Here is a 19,273-nt window from a genome sequence, read left to right as displayed (position 1 = left end):
TACGAAAAACGGCAGGCTTACGCCTGCCGTTTTCTAGCAAGAAGGGGGCCAAGACCCCCTCTTGTCAGGTTATTCGGTTCCCGAGTCGGAAGCCGGTTTGATATTCCCGCTCACGGATGTGGGCGATCTGCACATTTTGCCCTTCCAGACCGATGTCCTTGAGCAGAGCTGGCGACAGATGCAGGTAGCTGACACGACGCTCCAGCCGGGTAATCCGTTTCTGGACCAGGGTTTCGACGGTGCGCAGCAGGGTCAGTTCGATAGACATAATATTCTCCAGTTGAACGTGCGGTTCCCCCGGAGAGAGGAGATCACCCTGCGGGACAACCGCGGGTGATGAAAAAGCAGGTGTTACCTGTTTCCTCCACGCGGCAGAAAAAGAGCACGAGTCTTCGCGCTGCTGATGCAGCGGTCGAACGCAACGTTTAGCATTGAATGTTGCATATCCGTCTCCTTACCGAGTGAAAGTTGAACAAGTTGCCACAGTCTAAAAAAAGACCGAATTTTATACAAGAACCTCACCCCCATATGGGGAGGTGAGTCATCTATCAATACTCATCCGGCACAGAGATCCTGACGTCGTCCCGCTCAGATCCCGGACAGTAGCCGGAACTCCTCCAACGCATAGGTGTCCGTCATGCCGCTCACGTAATCCAGCAGCAGCCGCACCCGATAGTACCACTCCTGCTCCGCCTCCTCGCCAAAACGGGGATCCCGGCTGGCCACCGCCAGTCGATAGGCCTTGAGATGGCGGGCCGACAGGCGATGGTAAAGCCGGCGGGCAAAGAACAGCTCGCTGTCCCCCTGCCCCGCCAGCAGGCGCTCAAACTGGCTGGCTGGCTGGGCCAGCAGGCAGGCGTAGGTGGAGAGCACGCCGCGCAAGGCGGCATAACCCTCCAGCTCCAGCGCCTCCACCTCGGGACGCATGAACACCAGCTCGCGAGCGACCCGCTTGAGGATGTCGAGCACCCGTGCCGCCGGCGCCTGGCCGTGCAGCAGGGCCTGAGGATAGGCGCCGCTCAGGATCTGGGCGTGCTCGCTCACATAGGTGCTGGCGGCCAGCGCCACCAGATCCCGGGTCAGCTGTTGGCGGAAATGGGGAAAGAAGCCGCGATCCGAGTCGACGGCCGCACTCAGCAACGCCGCCATGTAGTCACCGCCATCCGCCTCCCGCAGCGCCTGCAGTAGCTCGCCGAGGCCGAGGATGCGCCGATCCACCGCATCCTCCAGATCCGCGATGCAGTAGGAGATGTCGTCCGCCGCCTCCATGATGTAGACCAGCGGGTGACGGCATCCGGCGGCCAGCCCCAGGCTCTGGCCGAGGGCGCTGTAGAGGGGTTGTTCGCTGAAGAAGATGCCGCGTTTGCTGCTCCAGCCATGATGCTGGCCATAGTAGGGGGTTGCCTGCCGGCTCGCCGGCGGTTGCTGCGGATATTTGCACAGTGCCGCCAGCTGCCCCAGGGTCAGATTCAACTCGTGCAGGCTGTGTACCAACCGCAGGCTCTGGGCATTGCCGTCAAACACCAGCAGATCCTGGCGAAGCTCGGCCCACTGCGGGCTGGGCGCCTTGCCCAGCGCAACGGCAAACAGGCCGTCCAGCTCCTGCGCCAGCCACTGGCTCATCACCTGCTCGCCAAAGTGGCCGAACGGCGGGTTGCCGACGTCGTGCAACAGGCAGGACATCTCCACCAGATTGACGAAGGCCCCCTCGCACACAGTGCCTGCCGGCAGGGCCGCCAGAACGCGGCGGCTGATCTGGCGGCCGGTCTCCTGTACTTCCAGCGAGTGGGTCAGTCGGCTGCGCACCGAAGCCTTCACGTCGAGCGGGAAGACCTGGGTCTTCTGCTGCAGCCGGCGCACCGGCGCCGCCTGCACGATACGGGCGCGATCCTGCTCGGTCGCCTCCAGCAATTCTTCGTCACCCCAGGGATGGATCCGCTCAGGGGTAATCAAACGGCTATACATGTTGCAGCTCCTTGCCAGCGCAGCGCGTTTATGAGAGCAACCAGCGCCGCAAACGGGCGATATCGCCCGGGTACTCCCGGCGCAGCGTCTCAATCCAGTCTTCCACGTTCTCCCACCAGGCCGGATGATCCGGACTCTGGATCAGCTGGGCCGTCTGCTGCAGCCGGCGCAGGCCGATGGAGCCCGCCGCCCCCTTGATCTTGTGCGCCTCCTCCACCACGCCGGCCTGATCCCGGGCAATCATGTTGGAGTCGAGCACCGCCATGTAGTCGGGCATCATCTTCTCGAACAGATCGACGCTGGAGAGCAGCACCGGCTTGCCCACGGTATCGGCATAATCGGTGAGGAAGGGCAGGTCCAGCAGCGCATCCTGGCTGACGGTGTCGGCCTGCTCGTCCGCCTCGTCCCCGGCCAGATCGGCAAACAGGTGACCAATCACCTCCCGCACCGCCTTCGAGCCGAGCGGCTTGTTGATCACATCCTGCATGCCGTGATCCCGGTAGTACTGGCGATCGCCGGTGGCGTTGGCGGTGAGTGCCACCATGGGCGGCAAACTTTCGCCGTAGCGCTTGAGCAGCTGTTCCGCCACATCAAACCCCGTCATGTCCGGCAGCTGGATGTCGAGCAGGATCAAGTCAAAATCATCCGGGTTGGCCATGGCCAGCGCCTGGGCGCCATCCCGCGCCACCTTGACCTGATGGCCAAGCTTGCTCAGCAGGGCGCAGGCCACGGTCACGTTGAGCTCGACGTCCTCCACCAGCAGGATGTCGAGGGACGGCATCTCGGGCTCGAGGACGGCAACCTCTCCTTCGATACACTCCACCTCCAGCTCGGCGGTGAAGCAGGATCCCTCGCCCGGATCGCTGTCCACGTAGAGCTGGCCACCCATCGCCTGCACCAGCTGGCGGGAAACCGCCAGCCCGATGCCAGTGCCGGTGGCGTGCTTCTTGCCCTGTACCTGATAGTACATGGCGAAGATCTTCTCCTGCTGGGCGCGCGGAATGCCGATGCCGGTATCCTCCACCTCGAAGTGCAGCGCCAGCTTGCCCGGCGCGTCGGCGGCATGGGCGAGGCAGCGAACCGTCACCCCGCCTTCGTCGGTGAACTTCACCGCATTGCCCACCAGGTTCCACAGCACCTGGCGCAGCCGGGTACCGTCCGCCATCACGAACTGCGGCACCTCGCCATCCCGATCGAAGTGCAGATAGAGCCCCTTCTGCTCCGCCTGGATGCGCGACAGCGTCTCCAGCTCGTCGAGGAAGGCGGGCAGATCGATGCGGGTCGGCGCAATCTCCAACCGGCGCCGATCCAGTTTGTCCAGATCGATGATGTCGTTGAAGATGTTGCCGAGCGTCACCGCGCTCAGGTGAATGGTCTTGAGCTGCTGATGCCGCTTGGGATCGAGCGGCGTATCCATCAGCATCCGGCTCAGGCCGACGATGCCGTTCAAGGGAGTGCGCAGCTCGTGGCTGATGGTGGAGATGAAGGTGGTCTTGTCGCGGCTCGCCTTCTCCAGCTTGTCCTGGTACTGCTTGCGCTCGGTGATGTCGCGGCCAAAGCCAAGCAGGCCGAGCCGCTTGCCGAAGCGGTCGAAGAAGGGCACCTTGCGCAGCTCGAAGTAGGCCTTGCGGCCATCTGGGTACTCCAGCCACTGCTCATAGGTGAGCGGCTCATTGCTGGCGAAGACCTGCTTGTCGGTCTCCACCACCTTGCTGGCAATGTCGTGCTTGTAGACGTCGAACGGAGTCAGCCCGATGAGCTCCGCCTCCACCTTGCCGGTCAGCTCCTCCATGGCGCGGTTGCAGCCGGAGAACTGCTCGTCTTCGTTGCGGTAGTAGACCAGATCGGGGGAGCAGTCGATGAAGGAGCGCAGCAGGGCGGTGCGCTCGCCCAGGTGCAGCTGGGCCTTCTCGCGCTGGAACACCTCGTTCTCCAGATCCTCGATGGCCTGCTGACGCAGGGTCTCGGCCCGATTGGTCTCGGCGATCTGGGCGTTGAGGCGGCTGATGTTCTCCTGCAGCTGGCTGTTGAGCTCGAGATCCCGCTCGCGCATGTCCTGCAGCTTGCGCACCATGCGGGTCAGCCGCTGGCGGGAATCCTCCAGCTGATCCACCACGATGGAGAGAAAATAGACGGCCCAGGGGGTGACCAGCAAGCCAAAGAAGACCGAACGCACCAGGTCGACGATATCCACGGTGCCGCGCAGAAACAGGGTGACTCCCATCTGGATGGAGACGGCCAGCACTATGATGCCGGTGGCCAGGAACATGCTGAATCGCACCAGCCCCAGCTTGGTCATCAGGTCGACGTAATATTGCGCCCAGGATTTTATTTGTTTCATCTTATTGTTTTCTCCCCGATATTCGCCGAACAGAATACCAGCACGACGCGCCGAACTCTTCTGCCGTCGCACGATAAATTATCGATTAACCTCCTCCGCCCGCTGGGGTAGCATGCCGGAGTCAATTCGGTCAGCCCGGATTAAGCCTGGCTGGCTATAATGCCAGGCCGTTCAATTCAACCAACTGATAATTCAGGAGTCTCATCGATGCGCAATCTCACCCTGCTGAGTCTTGGCCTGCTGGCAGCCAATGCCGCCCACGCCGACCTGGGCGAGATCCCCAAGCAGTCAGGCTGGTCCGGCTTTCTGCTGGGCGGGGTCAACGCCGTCAGCTACCAGTCCAACTTCTACGCTGGCGATGACAACCACAGCCGTATCAATGATCTCGGCTCGCCCGACAGCGAGAGCGGATTGACGCCGCTGCTCAACGCCGACATCCGCTATACCTTCGCCGATACCCGCACCCAGATCTTCCTCGGCAACCTGATCCAGGATGCGGTGCGTTTCGACTTCACCCAGCAGCTCGGCCTGCGCCAGGAGATGGGCGACAAGGGCATAGTCGCCACCTCGCTGGTGTTCAACGTCATGCCGGTCGAGCTGTGGAGCGATCCCTTCGCCACCGGCGTGGACCGCAGCTCGACCGACCTGAAGTCAAAAGGGGCCCGTTTCGCCTGGGACAAGATCTGGGGCAGCAACTTCTACGGCAACCTGACCACCCGGGAGGTGGACATGGACGAGGAGCGCAGTGGCCAGCAGTATGATCAGAGCCACGGCACCCACTACGCCGGCATGCTGGATCGCAACGGCAAGGTGCACGACATGGAGCTCTCCTACCAGTTCCATTTCGGCGGCAACCAGCTGCTGGAGCCGGCCATCCTCTACAAGGAGGCTCGCCTGGACGGCAGCGCCGAGAGCTTCAAGAACACCGGCCTGAAGCTGACCTACGCCAAGCGCGGCCCCCAGTGGTCCTTCGTCAGCAACCTCTACACCGGCAAGCGCAAGTACGACGAGGCGAACCCCATCTTCGGCCAGCATGCCGACGCGGACGAATTCGCCGTCAACGGCACCTTCTTCTGGCACAACCTGTTCGGCGTCAAGGCCCTGGCCGCCACCTTCACCGCAGCCTACTCCAATGCCGACTCGGACATCGACTTCTACGACAGCCAGTCCACCCGTTTCAGCACGGGTCTTCTTTACAACTTCTAACGGCGAGCAACACCAACAAACGAGGCCACCCCATGGGTGGCCTCGTGCATTGCGGACGGCGGGAAAATCAGATCCCGAGGGAGTCCAGCAGATCGTCGTGATCGTTGGCTACCGGGGCGGCGGCCGGAGCCGGCTGGGCAGACTCGCGCTTGGTCTGGGCGATCAGGGCATCCGGATCCAGCTCCTCCTGATCCATGCCGTCGTTGTGGATGCGGATGAACTCGGTCTTGTCCATCGCCAGCTCCAGATAGAAGATGTTGTTGCGGGCGGTGAAGAAGGTGACCCGGCGCGACTCCGGGCTGTCGAGATTGGTATCGACGCTCAGCATCACCTGCTTGTTGAGAGCCAGCATCTTGGGCTGGTTCTGGGTGATGTGGGTCTGCAGATCCCGGCCCACCTTGACGGTGAAACTGCCGACGATCTGGTTCATCAGCTCGCCCATGACGTTGCTCACCTCGTCCGAGGTGTGGGAGATGGCGAGATCTTCCTTGGAGAGCCCCATGCTGAGCATGTAGCTCTCGTACAGCTCCATGGCGGCGGAGGCGGAGAAGTTGATCACCACCAGGCCGGAGAAGCCGCCGTCAAACAGCACGAAGCAGCCGATATCCGGCTTGAGGCAGGTCTTGCTGATCCGCTGCACCATGCCGGAGAAACGCACCTGACTCTGGGTTGCCGCACTCAATACATCCGTCACCGAATGGCACAGGCTCAACAGCACGTCCTCTGTGGTCAATACGGTATCATCGTCGGCTCTTGTCACTATCATGGGACCTTCCTGAACATCGAAAATGGGCTTATCTATACCATAACTCTAACAGATAGCGCGGCCCGGGCGTCGAAATAGCGAGCCGCCTCTCAGTTGATTCAACTGTCAGTTTCAAGGGGAGTGAATCCGGCCAGATTGGCCAGCTTGCGTCGCCAGCCGGCGGCTTCCCGCTGCAGGGTCGATTCATCATAGGGCAAGGAGGGATGAGCCCCCCAGATGGGACCAGGCCAGGCCTTGTCGGTACTGAAACGGGCCACGTGGTGCAGATGCAGCTGGGGAACCAGGTTGCCGAGCGCCGCCACGTTGATCTTGTCCGGGCGCAGCGCCTGCTCCATCAGGGTCGCCACCGCGCAGGACTCCTGCATCAGCTGCTGTTGCTGGGCCGGCGCCAGGTGGTGGATTTCCCGCAGATTGACCACTCTCGGCACCAGGATGAGCCAGGGATACTGGCTGTCCTTGGCCAGCAGGACGCGGCAGAGAGGCAGATCGCCGAGCTGGCGGGTATCCGCCTGCAGGCGACTGTGCAATTCAAACATGAAGACCTCGTTGCAATAAGATGGGCGCTAGACACGATGAGAGCCCCCACGTTACTGCAACGGACGGCAAACTTAAAGCCGCGGCACGGCCCAGCTGACAAAGCGCTTGCGCAGGGCCGGATCCGCCTTGAGGAAGAGTTGCTGCAACTGGCCCTCCAGCGCGCTGGCCGTCACCGGTTCAACCACACCGGCGGTTGCGGTGACAGGCACTGCCGTGCTCAATGCCGCCCTGCCGCCGCTCTGGTTGTATTCGGCGAGTTTGGCCCGCCAGTCCATGCCAATCAGCATGCCGCTGGTGATCAGCGCATCCTGCTGGCTGGCAATGCTCTGGCCACCGGCCTGCAAGCTCATGACGGGAGACTCGGCATATTGCGCCATGCCCCTTTCATCGCTCGGCAAGTTGGCGACCAGCCGCACCTGCTGCTGACTGGCTTGATAACGCAGCACCTGCGGCGCGGAGCGCAACTGGCGGTCATTCTCGCTGCTGCTGCGACTCGGGATCACCCCTTCATAACGCACCAGCAACTGCTGCTCCCCATCCGGCAGAGTGGCATGCAGCTCGTCGTGCAGCGTGCCCGCACTCACCGCCAGGATCTGGAAATCCGCCGGCACCCTCACCTCGACAGCCGCCCAAGCCGCACTGCCCAGTACCATCTTCATGCCCAGCGCTGCCCACAGCAGCGATACCCCACGCCCGTACCGACAACTCTTCATGTTCGCTCATCTTCCTGTTCGCGTTGATGGGCGCAGGCTAGCAGCCGAAGATGACAGAAAAATAACGAGGGCTCAGAGCAGGTAGTGGGGGCGCTCGGCAAACCACTGGGCCAACACCTGCTTGAACAGCCGGATCTTGCGCGGTACCCGCCGCTGCTGGGCGTGCAGGACGTGCAGCGGGTGCAGACCTGTCTGCCACTGATCCAGCACGGCCACCAACTCGCCGCTCGCCAGCCAGGGCTCCACCAGCATCAGCGGACACTTGGCGTACCCCATGCCGGCCCGAGCCAGCTGCAGCACGGTACTGTAGTGGTTGGCCCGCACCTTGCCCTGCACCAGGATGTGCGCCTCCTCCTCCCCCTTGCGAAAGTGCCACTGCTCCCAGGCCGGGTTGTGGCCCTGCAGCAGGCAGGGTCGCCCGCCCAGCTCATAAGGGGTGGCGGGGATCCCCTCCCGCGCCAGCAGGGCCGGGCTGGCCACCACCACGTCCTTGAGCCTGCCGAGCGGCAGCGCCACCAGGTTGTCGGGAATGCTGCTCATGGCGCGCAGGGCGATGTCGTGCTCCCCCTGGCTCATGTCGATCATGGCGTTGGTGAAGTTCAATTCGACCTGGACGCCGGGACAGAGCTCGGCAAACCGGGCCAGCAGATCGTTCACCATGCGATCGCCGGTACTGACCGGGCAGGTGAAGCGCAGCCGGCCGCCATCCTCCTCGGTCAGCGCCTGGATATCCTGCTCCGCCTGGCGAGCCAGCGCGAAGATCTCGCCAGCTTGCTGATAGAGGGTCCGGCCCGCCTCGGTGAGGCTGAGTCGGCGGGTGGTACGCTGCAGCAGCTGGGCATTGAGGGTCATTTCCAGCGCGCTGACGTGACGGCTCAGCATCCCCTTGCTCACCCCCAGACTGTCGGCCGCGGCCGAGAAACTGCCCTTTTGTACCACCTCGTAAAAACTGGCCAGGTGGGAGATGTCCATTCATTAGCTCCAATATGGAAACAATGCGTTTATTTTACGCGCTTTTTCTCTCTTTTCATCGCGCTAGAATCAACACATCCCAACTAGGAGTGAAACAGATGAAGATTGTGATTGTGGGTGCCTCCGGCACCGTCGGCTCCGCCGTCAGCGAGTTGCTTGCCAAAGACCACCAGGTGATCCGGGTCGGTCACAGCCAGGGGGACGCCACAGTCGACATGCGCGATCCCGCCTCCATCAAGGCGCTGTTCACCAAGCTGGGCCAGTTCGATGCGCTGGTGGTGGCCAGCGGCAGCGTGGCTTTCAACGCCCTCACCGAGATGACCGACGAGCAGTGGCAGGTGGGGCTTCAGAGCAAGCTGATGGGCCAGATCAACCTGAGCCGGGCCGCCATCCCCCACCTGAACGACAAGGGCTCCATCACCCTGATCAGCGGTATCCTGAGCGAGGAGCCCATCAACTGGGGGGCGAGCGCGACCACCATCAACGGCGCCATCGATCACTTCGTCAAGGCGGCGGCCTGCGAGTTGCCGCGGGGTCTGCGCATCAACGTGGTGAGCCCGACCGTGCTGACGGAGTCGATGGATAAATACGCCAGTTTCTTCCCGGGCTTCGTTCCCGTACCCGCCGCCAGGGTGGCGCAGGCCTACCAGAAGTCGGTACTGGGGGTGCAGACCGGCCAGGTGTTCAGGGTCAACGGCTGATCGCCGCCCTGCTGCCGCCCAGCCGGCACGGCAACAAAAACGGGCCCCGTGATGGGGCCCGTTCCATTGCAGCCAACATGCCGACTTGCAGTTGGCTGATGGCAAACGTTTGTTTTTACGGCAACAAAAAAGGCGGTGTGCCTCAGTCGATCAGCCCATACTGCGCGCGCAGCACTTCGATGATCTCCTGCTTCGGATTGGCGCTGCGTACCAGCGGCTGACCGATGATCTTCTCGGCAATCCCCACATAGGTGTTGGAGATGTCCATCATCACTTCGGTCGGCAACTTGTTGTCGCGGGCCAGGGCGAAGCGCTCGGGCATGCGGTGCTTGTTGAGCAGGATGTCCGGATCCGGGAAGTGATTGAGCAGCCACTGGCGGAAACCCTCTTTCGACTTCTCGACGATCTGGCCGTCGCGCAGGGCGGCGCCATCCCAGATGCGGGAGCTGTCGGGGGTGCCCACTTCATCCATGTAGATCAGCTTCTCGTTGCCGGCGGCGTCATTGACGTAGCCAAACTCGAACTTGGTGTCGACGAAGATCTGATCCAGCTCGGCCAGCGCGTCACTGATGACGTTGAAGCCCTCCTTGAGCAGCACTTCGTAGCGGTCGATGTCGGCCGGCTTGCTGAAGTTGAAGCCCCGGTAGTGGCGTTCGATGTCGGCACGGGAGACGTTGACGTCGTCGGCTTCCGGCACGCCGTCCAGCCCGGTCAGCACGCCCTTGGTGGAGGGGGTGATGAGGATCTCGGGCAGCTTCTGATCTTTCTTCAGTCCTTCCGGCAGGGTGATGCCGCAGAACTCGCGCTCGCCATCCTTGTAGGCACGCCACATGGAGCCGGTGATGTACTGGCGGGCAATCGCCTCGATCATCACGGGACGGGCTTTTTGCACGATCCAGACGAAGGGATGGGGGATGTCCAGGATGTGGCTGTCGGCCAGCCCCTTCTCCTTGAACAGCTTGAACCAGTGGCTGGAGATGGCGTTGAGCGCAGCCCCTTTGCCCGGCACGCCGTTGAGCCCGTCCACGCCCTGCCAGATGCAGTCGAAGGCCGAGATCCGGTCACTGATCACCATGATGGCGAGCGGCGCATCTGCCGGCACGTCGTAACCCTTCTCGCGGATGAGGCGGGCGCTGTCTGCGGCGGTCAGCCAGTAGACGCTGCGCACCTTGCCGGAATGGACGGGTTTATCGGTACGGATCGGCAAATCGTCGTTCACCGCCAATACTTGATCTGCAAGACTCATGGTAAGTAACACTTCCTGTTTGTGGGGGGTTTACATAACAAAACAGGGGCACAAGGCCCCTGTTTCTATTCTGTTTTTGCAGCTTGGTCAGCCAGACCCTTGGCGAATGCCTCGGACAGACTGATGTACATCTGGGAGATGACACCGGACGACACGGGCTTCTTGTCCTTGTCGAACAGGGTGATGGAGGTCTTGCCCCCCGCCATCTCGCCAAGCTGGAAGCGATACTTGTCTTCGTCCAGCTTGAACGGCTCGCTGCCCTTGGCCTTCCAGAATTCGCTGCCCGGCTCGTCGTACTCCACGTCGATCCAGCCCAGCGACTGCTGGGTATCCTTGATGGTGAAACCGTAGGCCGGCAGCACCTGATTGAGACGGCGCCACACCTGGTCAAACGAACCATCGACGATCCAGGCGCTCAGCTCGTTGTTGTCCAGACCCAGTTCCAGCCCCATGCCGTCGTTGGCCTTGTGCTGTTCGCGGGACTTGAGCTGCTTGTCGTAGTAGAGCGAGAACTGGTTGAGGGCCCGGGTCGCGTAGCGCTGGGCATCCGCCGGGGTCAGCTCCTTGCTGGTCTCACCATCGACGGTCTCTTCATGATCCAGTACCCGTACCGACATGTTGACGGCGTGGCGCTGAGGATCGTTGCGCAGGGTGAACTGGTAGCGCTGACGAATGACGAAGTCATCGTCCTCTTCACTCCAGCCGTCGAGCGCCTTGGTGTTGTCAAACCAGCCGGTCTGCAGCACGCCGGCCTGCTGGTCCAGCTTCTCGGTGGTCACCTTGTACTGGGCGAGGAAGTTCATCAGGAAGGCCCAGGTATCGCGCTCCACGCTCTGGGAGGTGCTGAGCGCATAGAAAGCCATGGTGGGTTCGCCGGCATTGGCCACCACCTGGCTGCCCGGTACCACGGTCAGCAGCTGGGCGGGTGGACGCACGTCAACCTTGGCACCCAGCGCACCGTCACGGCTGCTCTCGGGCAGGGCCGGAATGTCGAAACTGCTGTTAAAGGCGGGGGTATTCAACCCGGCCGGCACCAGAAACGCACGGCCTTCAAGGCGGGCATCCTCGTACTCGAAACCACGGTTGGCCATCTTGCGTTCCTGGGGTGAGCTACAGGCTGCCAGCACGGCAACGGTCGCCACACTCAGCACCAGGCGCACTGCATTTCCCTTTCCATTTGCTTTAAACACTCGCCATCAACTCCGCAGTCGTCAGTGCTCGCGCCATCGCCTGTTCGCCCTCGGGGGTGAGGTCGGTGAGCGGCAGACGCAAGGTGGCCGTCGCAATCAATCCCAGCTGGGCACAGGCCCATTTCACCGGGATAGGACTCGGTTCGCAGAACAGAGTCTGATGCAACGGCATCAATCGATTGTTGATGTCGTGCGCTCGTCCGGCATCACCGGCCAGCGCAGCACGACACATGTCGGCCATCTGGGCCGCTGCAATATTGGTGGTGACCGAAATGACTCCGTCCCCGCCTTGCAGCATGAAATCACATCCACTGGCATCATCGCCACTATAAAGCGCGAATTGTGCGCCGCACAGCTCGCGCAGCAGCGGCGTACGGCTCAGATCCCCGGTCGCCTCTTTCAGGCCTATGATGCCGGGCACCTTGGCCAGTCGGGCTACCGTCTCCGGTTTGAGATCGCAACCGGTACGACCGGGCACATTATAAAGAATTTGGGGCAGACCACTAGCCTCGGCGATCGCACAATAGTGACGATAGAGGCCTTCCTGGGTGGGTTTGTTGTAATAGGGGGTGACCGAGAGACCCGCCACCACGCCGGTTTCGGCGAAGCGCTTGGCCAGGTCGATGGCATGGGCGGTATTGTTGGAGCCACAGCCGGCAATGACCGGAATGCGTCCGGCGGCCAACGCCACGGTTTTCTCCACGACGGCGATGTGCTCCTGCTCGCTCAGGGTCACCGACTCCCCCGTGGTCCCGACCGCCACGATGGCGCTGGTCCCGGCGCTGACATGATAGTCGACCAGAGTGGCCAGACTGGCCCAATCGACTTCGCCTGAAGCCAGCATGGGGGTAACGAGGGCAACAATACTACCGCGCAACATGGATATTTCTCCCGATTTTCAGGGGCGTTATGGTAAAGCTGCCCCCTTGGAAAAACAAGGGAGGCCAGGGGCAAGCCGTGTTACCATCCGGCAAAAACCGCACTGCACGAGCCGTGGTGGAACACGCCGGACTTTGGTCGTGACACCCCGATACCGTGCTCGTTGCAACGAGATTCTCAACAAGGTTGCCATGCAGGATCGCTGGCAGTGGCCCATGGCCAGCCCGTTCGGGCTATGCCACTGCATCCACATTCGCAACCCGCTAATGGACGAGAGAAGATTTATGACTCATTACCTGGTCGTAACGGCCATCGGCACGGACAGGCCTGGCATCGTCAATGAGGTCACCCGCCACGTCAGTGGGTGTGGCTGCAACATTGTCGACAGCCGTCTTGGCATCTTCGGCAATGAATTCACCTTCATCATGCTGCTGTCCGGTGACTGGAACAGCCTGATGCAACTCGAGATAAGCCTGCCCCTGCGCAGCCAGGAGTGGGACCTCATCACCATGATGAAGCGCACCGAACGCCACCAGTCGCTGCAATACGACATCAGCGCCAACGCCGAGATCCTGATCCGGGACCAGCCGGGCATCGTAAGCCAGTGCACCCAGTTCTTCAGCGATCACGGCTGGGACATCCAGGCCATGCAGACCGTCACCCTGGAACAGCAGCCGTTCAACCTGCTCAAGGCCAGCTTTCAGCTCAATCTGGCCAAGCAGGGAGAGGCGGCCGGCTCGCAGACGGCCTTCGCCGGATTCTGTCGTGAACTGGGCGCAGAATCGTTCGAATTCATCGTCAATCACAAACACGCCTGACGGCTCATCCAAGGAGATCCCATGCAACCTTTATCCGCTGGCAGCCTGGCCCCCGATTTTTCCCTGTCCGATCAAGACGGTAACCAGGTACGCCTTGCCGACCTGCGCGGCAAGAAAGTGCTCGTCTACTTCTATCCCAAGGCGATGACCCCGGGCTGCACCACCCAGGCCTGCGGCCTGCGCGACGTCAACGCCGAGCTGGCCGCCCTCAATGTGGTGGTGCTCGGCATCAGCCCGGATCCGGCCAAGCGGCTGAAAAAATTCGAGGAGCGCGACAACCTGAATTTCCGCCTGCTGGCCGATGAAGATCATGCGGTGGCCGATGCGTTTGGCGTCTGGGGCCCGAAGAAGTTCATGGGCAAGGAGTATGACGGTATCCACCGGCTGAGCTTCCTCATCGACGAAGAGGGCAAAATTAGCCATCGCTTCGACAAGTTCAAGACCAGCGATCATCATCAGGTGGTGCTCGACCTGCTCAAGGGCTGAACCCCAGATACCGGTACTGCCTACATGAAAAGGGCCTGCAAGTGCAGGCCTTTTTTTATTCGCATGTCGTTGCCTGCCTCGCGTTGCGGGCAGGAGGCTCGATGCCCGGTCCTTCGGCTCGCCTGCCAGGCAAGTGACTGGCGGCGACGTTCTCGTTTGTCATGAAGGGCGCCGGCTTGCATCCACGATGGGATGCCTTGGTGACGGGTCTTTCGGCACAGGCCAAATGACGCCCTTATTGTTGCGCCAGCGAGCCAGAAAGCAAGCCGCCAGCCGTTACATTTAATTAACCAGCCAGGGCCGACGTTGATTTCCCGCCCCGCTATCTCGCCAACCTCCCCTGCCAGATCAAAAAATTCATCTTATATATGGGTTAACGTGGCCCCAGTTTCATTTTCCAGTGAGAAAAGCCCATGAACATGAGCCACACCGAACGTCTGATCCTGAGCAACCAGTACGAGATCCTGGCCAAACTCAATCCGGAGAAGGCGGCGTTTTACCAACGGGCCAGCACCATCATAGAGCGCGGCTACTGCCTGCAGATCCTCGAACTGGAGAAGAGCTTCGGCCATCTGGATCTGGCCACCTGCCAGGAGGTGATCGACACCCTGGAACTGCACCACGCGCTGGCCATCTCCTGGGGCAACCTGGAAGCGGCCGATCAGGGCGAAATCAATGCCAGCCGGCTGGAGTTCAACGGCTACAGCCGCAGCCAGGAGTGGGAGCTGGCCGACTATGTCTGCTTCCTGCTGGAGGTGGACAAGCGCTTCCCCGAGCTCAAATGCCCGTGCGACGAGCTCTCCAGCGACATCGCCATGCGCGACAAGTACCAGCGCATGCTGGCGGTCTGGCGCCAGTGCCCGCGTCAGTACAAGCTCTCCATTCAGGAGATCCGCAAGGTTCTGGCAGCCTGATAGGCATGAAAAAGGCGCCGCGAGGCGCCTTGGTTCGAGTAATAGGCCACAGGCCTCACTCGTAGAGGAAGGATTTGTCCAGCTGCTTGAAGGCGGCGTTGAGGGTATCGGCCAGCTCTTCGTATCTGGGCTGGGCCACCAGTTGGCGACGACCGCCCTGCTCGTTCATCTTGCCGTTGATCTCGCGATACCAGCTGGCAAGGGAGGGCGGCAGCCGGGTATCGGCGCGCTGACCGAGCCAGTAGTAGCCCTGCAGCGGCAGGCTCAGCAGAAACAGCACCGAGGTCATAACAGAAGGCCAGTAGTGCAGCTCGCCGAACTGGAACTGCAGCATGACGCTGAGCACCGCCAGCGCCGGGATGACCTTGAGGGCGAACTCGGTGGCCTTGATCACCCGATTCTCCGGGAACATGGAATTAAGCTCGGGACGGCGGGGCCAAAGGGTCATATAATGACGGCCTTGCTGTAACTTAGTTCCAAAAATGTTCATGCTCATGCTACCTCCGAGCTCTTTTTGAACGTATTAACGGCAAAACCACGACAATATTTGATGCGCAATAACAAAGGTTGAGGATGACTTTGTTATTTTTCAACAATCGGGTTATCCTTTGTACGCCCAATTTTTGCGCCAACGGCCTGCCGTTGCGCTGTCAGGGACGTCTGGATTTCGGGTCTTGTATCACTATACAAGGGGCAAGCAACAGATTGCCAACCCTCATAAGGATAAGTTGAAAGTTTTTGGACACGGCTCGTCCAACGCATCCTCCTACACAACCCAATCTGCGATAGGATTTATTCATGAGTAAGCTGGTTCTTGTTCTTAACTGTGGCAGCTCGTCCCTGAAGTTTGCTGTCATTGACGCAACCACCGGTGATGACCTGCTGTCCGGCCTGGCCGAGTGCTTCAACCTCGACGACGCCCGCATCAAGTGGAAACTGAACGGTGAGAAAGGCAGTGCCGATCTGGGCGCCGGTGCCGCTCACCAGGAAGCGCTGGACTACATCGTCAACAAGATCCTGCCGCTCAACCCGGAGCTGTCCAAGAACCTGATCGCCATCGGCCACCGTGTGGTACACGGCGGTGAGCGCTTCACCTCCTCCGTGCGCATCTGCGACGACGTCATCGCCGGCATCGAAGCCGCCGTACCGTACGCGCCGCTGCACAACCCGGCTCACCTGATCGGTATCCGTGAAGCCCGTCGCGTGTTCCCGGCGCTGGCCGACAAGAACGTGGCCGTGTTCGACACCGCGTTCCACCAGAGCATGCCGGAAGAAGCCTTCCTGTACGCCCTGCCGTACAAGCTCTACAAAGAGAACGGCATCCGTCGCTACGGCGCCCACGGCACCAGCCACTACTACATCAGCCTGGAAGCCGCCAAGCAGCTGAACAAGCCGGTGGAAGAACTGAACATCATTAACTGCCACCTGGGCAACGGCGGTTCCGTCTGCGCCATCAAGAACGGCAAATCCGTCGACACCTCCATGGGCCTGACCCCGCTGGAAGGCCTGGTGATGGGTACCCGTTCCGGTGACATCGATCCGGCCATCATCTTCTTCCTGCACGACAAGCTGGGCATGAGCGTGGCCGACATCAACACCATGCTGACCAAAGAGTCCGGCCTGCAGGGTCTGACCGAAGTAACTTCCGACTGCCGTTTCGTTGAAGACAACTACGACAGCAAAGAAGAAGCCAAGCGTGCCATGGACGTTTACTGCTATCGCCTGGCCAAGTACATCGGCGCCTACGCCGCCGCCATGGACGGTCGTCTGGACGCCGTGGTCTTCACCGGTGGTATCGGTGAAAACTCCGCCCCGATCCGTGAAATCACCCTGAACAAGCTGGGTCTGCTGGGCTTCGACGTCGATCACGACGCCAACCTGAAGGCTCGTTTCGGCAAGGGTGGCGAGATCACCAAGGCTGGTTCCACCAAAGCCCTGGTTATCCCGACCAATGAAGAGTGGGTCATCGCCCACGACGCGCTGGAACTGGTTGGCGCATAATTTCGCTGTAGAGCAAGGCCGCCCAAGGGCGGCCTTTTCCTGATCCCAAAAATGAACAAGGGGTATAAAGTGGCACGCACTATTATGCTTATCCCGGTCGGCACTGGTGTCGGCGTAACTTCCGTGAGCCTTGGCGTTGTTCGCGCCATGGAGCGTCACGGTGTCAATGTCAGCTTCTTCAAACCGGTCGCTCAGCCGCGTCCGGGTGAAACCGGTACCGAGCGCTCCACCGCCGTGATCCGCGCCGCTGCCAACATCAACCCGCCCGAGCCGTTCGCCCTCTCCTACGCCGAGAACATGATCACCTCCAGCAACACCGATATCCTGCTGGAAGAGATCGTGGCCCGCTTCGAAGAGCACGTGAAGGCCAGCGGTGCCGAAGTGCTGGTCATCGAAGGCATGGTGCCGACCGACAAGCAGCCGTTTGCCAACAAGCTGAACTACGATGTCGCCAAGGCGCTGGACGCCGACATGGTGTTCGTGACCCATCCGGGCAACGACTCCAGCCAGAAGCTGAAAGAGCGCATCGAGCTGGCCTGCTCCAACTTCGGTGGCGTCAACAACCCCCGTATCGTTGGCTGCGTCATCAACAAGGTGGGTGCACCGGTTGACGAGCATGGCGTGACCCGCCCCGACCTGACCGAGATGTTCGAGGCCCACCACCACACCTCCGACGCCGCCCATAACCTGGAAGTGCTGCAGGTATTCGGCAAGAGCCCGCTGCGCATCCTCGGCTGCATCCCTTGGAATACCCAGCTGATCGCCCCGCGCGCCAAGGATCTCGCCAAGCACCTGGCTGCCAAGATCCTGCACAAGGGTGAGCTGGACAGCCGTCGCCTGCAGACCGTGACCTTCTGTGCCCGCTCCATCCACAACATGATCGAGCACTTCCGTCCGGGCAGCCTGTTGGTGACTTCCGGCGACCGCTCCGACGTCATCGTCTCCGCCTGCCTGTCCGCCATGAACGGCGTCAAGCTGGGTGCCCTGCTGCTGACCGGCAACTACCACCCGGAACCGCAGGTGATGGCGCTGTGCCAACAGGCCATGGCCACCGGCCTGCCGATCATGATCACCGGCACCAACACCTGGCAGACTGCGGTCAGTCTGCAGAACTTCAACGTCGACATTCCGGAAGACGACCGCGAGCGGATCGAGCTGGTACAGGACTATGTGGCCGGCCACATCGACAAGCACTGGATCGAGTCTCTCTCCGCCAAGTCCACCCGTTCCCGTCGCCTGAGCCCGCCGGCTTTCCGCTACCAGCTGACCGAACTGGCCCGTCAGGCCAACAAGCGCGTCGTGTTGCCGGAAGGGGAAGAGCCGCGGACCATCAAGGCTGCCGCCATCTGTGCCGAGCGCGGCATCGCCCGTCCGGTCCTGCTGGGCAACCCGGAAGAGATCCGTCGCGTTGCCGAACAGCAGGGCGTGGTACTGACCGACCGCGTCGAGATCATCGATCCGGTTGCCGTGCGCGAGCGCTATGTGGCCCGACTGGTCGAGCTGCGCAAGAACAAGGGCATGACCGAAGTGGTTGCCCGCGAACAGCTGGAAGACAACGTGGTACTGGGTACCATGATGCTGGAGCGCAATGAAGTTGACGGCCTGGTATCCGGCGCGGTGCACACCACTGCCAACACCATCCGTCCGCCGATGCAGATCATCAAGACCGCTCCGGGCTCTTCCCTGATCTCCTCCATCTTCTTCATGCTGCTGCCGGATCAGGTACTGGTCTACGGTGACTGCGCGATCAACCCGGATCCCACTGCCGAGCAGCTGGCCGAGATCGCCATCCAGTCCGCTGACTCCGCTGCCGCCTTCGGCATCGAGCCGCGCGTCGCCATGATCTCCTACTCCACCGGCACCTCCGGCGCCGGCGCCGATGTAGAGAAAGTACGTGAAGCCACCGAGCTGGCCAAGGCCAAGCGCCCCGACCTCATCATCGATGGCCCGCTGCAGTACGATGCGGCCATCATGGAGAACGTGGCCAAGTCCAAGGCACCGAACTCACCGGTTGCCGGTAAAGCCACCGTGTTCGTGTTCCCGGACCTGAACACCGGCAACACCACCTACAAGGCGGTACAGCGCTCTGCGGATCTGGTCTCCATCGGCCCGATGCTGCAAGGCATGCGCAAGCCGGTCAACGACCTGTCCCGTGGCGCCCTGGTGGACGACATCGTCTACACCATCGCCCTGACCGGTATCCAGGCAGCCCAGGCCGAGTAATCGACCGAGCTTATCCCTGTTGAAAAACCCGCCGCAAGGCGGGTTTTTTTATGGCTGACGGGCAGATGTTGATCCGCGAGATCAAATCAGGATCCAGTCCGGATCCCGCATTCTCGTTCAGAGGCCAGCCCGGCAAGGGCGCCGGGATAAGCAAACGCTCACACCCGCCAGAGTCGATTGCACAATTGCGCCCCAGCCGAGATCAGATCCAAATACTTCTTTAAGATCAGCACACTAACGTCAGACCCACCGCTAATCTACAGACTTTTCCACAGCTTTTGTGGATAGTTTACCGATCATTTGAAAGAAAATGAC

The 19,273-nt window shown here is 61.3% G+C and carries 18 protein-coding genes; 7 read left to right on the top strand and 11 right to left on the bottom strand.

From position 1 onward, the window contains the following. Positions 1-64: 64 nt before the first annotated feature. From E5E97_RS09030 to arcB, 3 genes are all read right to left on the bottom strand, one after another. Positions 65-268 carry a hypothetical protein gene (locus E5E97_RS09030; protein ID WP_011704847.1) on the bottom strand — a complete coding sequence of 68 codons (204 nt, stop codon included), beginning with the start codon at positions 266-268 and terminating at the stop codon, positions 65-67. Positions 269-588: 320 nt separating this feature from the next. Further along, entirely contained in the window at positions 589-1,965 is a 1,377-nt protein-coding gene (gene dgt / locus E5E97_RS09025) for a dGTPase (RefSeq protein WP_171280184.1), read from the bottom strand. Positions 1,966-1,993: 28 nt separating this feature from the next. Continuing rightward, positions 1,994-4,306, bottom strand: coding sequence for an aerobic respiration two-component sensor histidine kinase ArcB (arcB, locus tag E5E97_RS09020; RefSeq protein ID WP_171280183.1), 2,313 nt, complete (start codon positions 4,304-4,306; stop codon positions 1,994-1,996). Between the two features lie 207 nt (positions 4,307-4,513). Between arcB and E5E97_RS09015 the strand changes: the two genes are divergently transcribed. Continuing rightward, positions 4,514-5,512, top strand: a complete 999-nt coding sequence (locus tag E5E97_RS09015) for a DUF2860 family protein (RefSeq protein WP_010634959.1) — start codon at positions 4,514-4,516, stop codon at positions 5,510-5,512. A gap of 67 nt (positions 5,513-5,579) precedes the next feature. Here E5E97_RS09015 and E5E97_RS09010 read toward each other — a convergent pair whose 3' ends face one another. The 4 genes from E5E97_RS09010 to E5E97_RS08995 all read right to left on the bottom strand — a co-directional run bounded on the left by E5E97_RS09010 (position 5,580) and on the right by E5E97_RS08995 (position 8,500). After that, positions 5,580-6,278 carry a DUF3334 family protein gene (locus tag E5E97_RS09010; RefSeq protein ID WP_043171987.1) on the bottom strand — a complete coding sequence of 233 codons (699 nt, stop codon included), beginning with the start codon at positions 6,276-6,278 and terminating at the stop codon, positions 5,580-5,582. Positions 6,279-6,376: 98 nt separating this feature from the next. Beyond that, positions 6,377-6,814: an HIT domain-containing protein gene (locus E5E97_RS09005; RefSeq protein WP_171280182.1), complete on the bottom strand. Its 438-nt coding sequence runs from the start codon at positions 6,812-6,814 to the stop codon at positions 6,377-6,379. 72 nt (positions 6,815-6,886) lie between these two features. Further along, complete coding sequence (locus E5E97_RS09000; protein ID WP_162902020.1) at positions 6,887-7,528, bottom strand: DUF2057 domain-containing protein; 642 nt, start codon at positions 7,526-7,528, stop codon at positions 6,887-6,889. Positions 7,529-7,600: 72 nt separating this feature from the next. Further along, a complete protein-coding gene (locus E5E97_RS08995) occupies positions 7,601-8,500 on the bottom strand; it encodes a LysR family transcriptional regulator (RefSeq protein ID WP_118881837.1) in 900 nt (299 codons plus the stop codon). A 98-nt stretch (positions 8,501-8,598) separates the two neighbouring features. On the opposite strand from E5E97_RS08995, the gene E5E97_RS08990 reads away from it, so the two are divergent. Further along, positions 8,599-9,201 carry a short chain dehydrogenase gene (locus E5E97_RS08990; protein ID WP_171280181.1) on the top strand — a complete coding sequence of 201 codons (603 nt, stop codon included), beginning with the start codon at positions 8,599-8,601 and terminating at the stop codon, positions 9,199-9,201. A 142-nt stretch (positions 9,202-9,343) separates the two neighbouring features. On the opposite strand, the gene E5E97_RS08985 is transcribed toward E5E97_RS08990, so the two are convergent. From E5E97_RS08985 to dapA, 3 genes are all read right to left on the bottom strand, one after another. Further along, on the bottom strand, positions 9,344-10,447 hold the full coding sequence (locus E5E97_RS08985; protein ID WP_024944314.1) for a phosphoribosylaminoimidazolesuccinocarboxamide synthase: 1,104 nt from the start codon (positions 10,445-10,447) through the stop codon (positions 9,344-9,346). A gap of 65 nt (positions 10,448-10,512) precedes the next feature. Beyond that, positions 10,513-11,637, bottom strand: a complete 1,125-nt coding sequence (gene bamC, locus E5E97_RS08980) for an outer membrane protein assembly factor BamC (RefSeq protein WP_011704837.1) — start codon at positions 11,635-11,637, stop codon at positions 10,513-10,515. Then, a complete protein-coding gene (gene dapA, locus E5E97_RS08975; protein ID WP_011704836.1) occupies positions 11,630-12,517 on the bottom strand; it encodes a 4-hydroxy-tetrahydrodipicolinate synthase in 888 nt (295 codons plus the stop codon). Before dapA ends, bamC begins: the two co-directional genes overlap by 8 nt. Positions 12,518-12,800: 283 nt before the next feature. Here dapA and E5E97_RS08970 point away from each other — a divergent pair, with 283 nt between their 5' ends. The 3 genes from E5E97_RS08970 to E5E97_RS08960 all read left to right on the top strand — a co-directional run bounded on the left by E5E97_RS08970 (position 12,801) and on the right by E5E97_RS08960 (position 14,734). Then, positions 12,801-13,334 (top strand): glycine cleavage system protein R, encoded by a 534-nt coding sequence (locus E5E97_RS08970; RefSeq protein ID WP_146054394.1) that lies wholly within the window; start codon positions 12,801-12,803, stop codon positions 13,332-13,334. Positions 13,335-13,355: 21 nt separating this feature from the next. Further along, positions 13,356-13,820: a thioredoxin-dependent thiol peroxidase gene (gene bcp / locus E5E97_RS08965; protein WP_024944312.1), complete on the top strand. Its 465-nt coding sequence runs from the start codon at positions 13,356-13,358 to the stop codon at positions 13,818-13,820. A gap of 413 nt (positions 13,821-14,233) precedes the next feature. Next, entirely contained in the window at positions 14,234-14,734 is a 501-nt protein-coding gene (locus E5E97_RS08960; protein ID WP_171280180.1) for a YfbU family protein, read from the top strand. Positions 14,735-14,789: 55 nt separating this feature from the next. Here the strand turns inward: E5E97_RS08960 and yfbV are convergent, their stop codons facing one another. Beyond that, entirely contained in the window at positions 14,790-15,230 is a 441-nt protein-coding gene (gene yfbV, locus E5E97_RS08955; protein WP_011704832.1) for a terminus macrodomain insulation protein YfbV, read from the bottom strand. Between the two features lie 302 nt (positions 15,231-15,532). Between yfbV and E5E97_RS08950 the strand changes: the two genes are divergently transcribed. Continuing rightward, positions 15,533-16,735 carry an acetate kinase gene (locus tag E5E97_RS08950; protein ID WP_171280179.1) on the top strand — a complete coding sequence of 401 codons (1,203 nt, stop codon included), beginning with the start codon at positions 15,533-15,535 and terminating at the stop codon, positions 16,733-16,735. 51 nt (positions 16,736-16,786) lie between these two features. Further along, on the top strand, positions 16,787-18,958 hold the full coding sequence (gene pta, locus E5E97_RS08945) for a phosphate acetyltransferase (RefSeq protein ID WP_017410280.1): 2,172 nt from the start codon (positions 16,787-16,789) through the stop codon (positions 18,956-18,958). Positions 18,959-19,273: the final 315 nt, after the last annotated feature.

Source organism: Aeromonas sp. 2692-1 (assembly GCF_013085505.1).
Classification (GTDB): domain Bacteria; phylum Pseudomonadota; class Gammaproteobacteria; order Enterobacterales; family Aeromonadaceae; genus Aeromonas; species Aeromonas hydrophila.
This window is presented reverse-complemented; position numbering and strand designations above follow the sequence as displayed.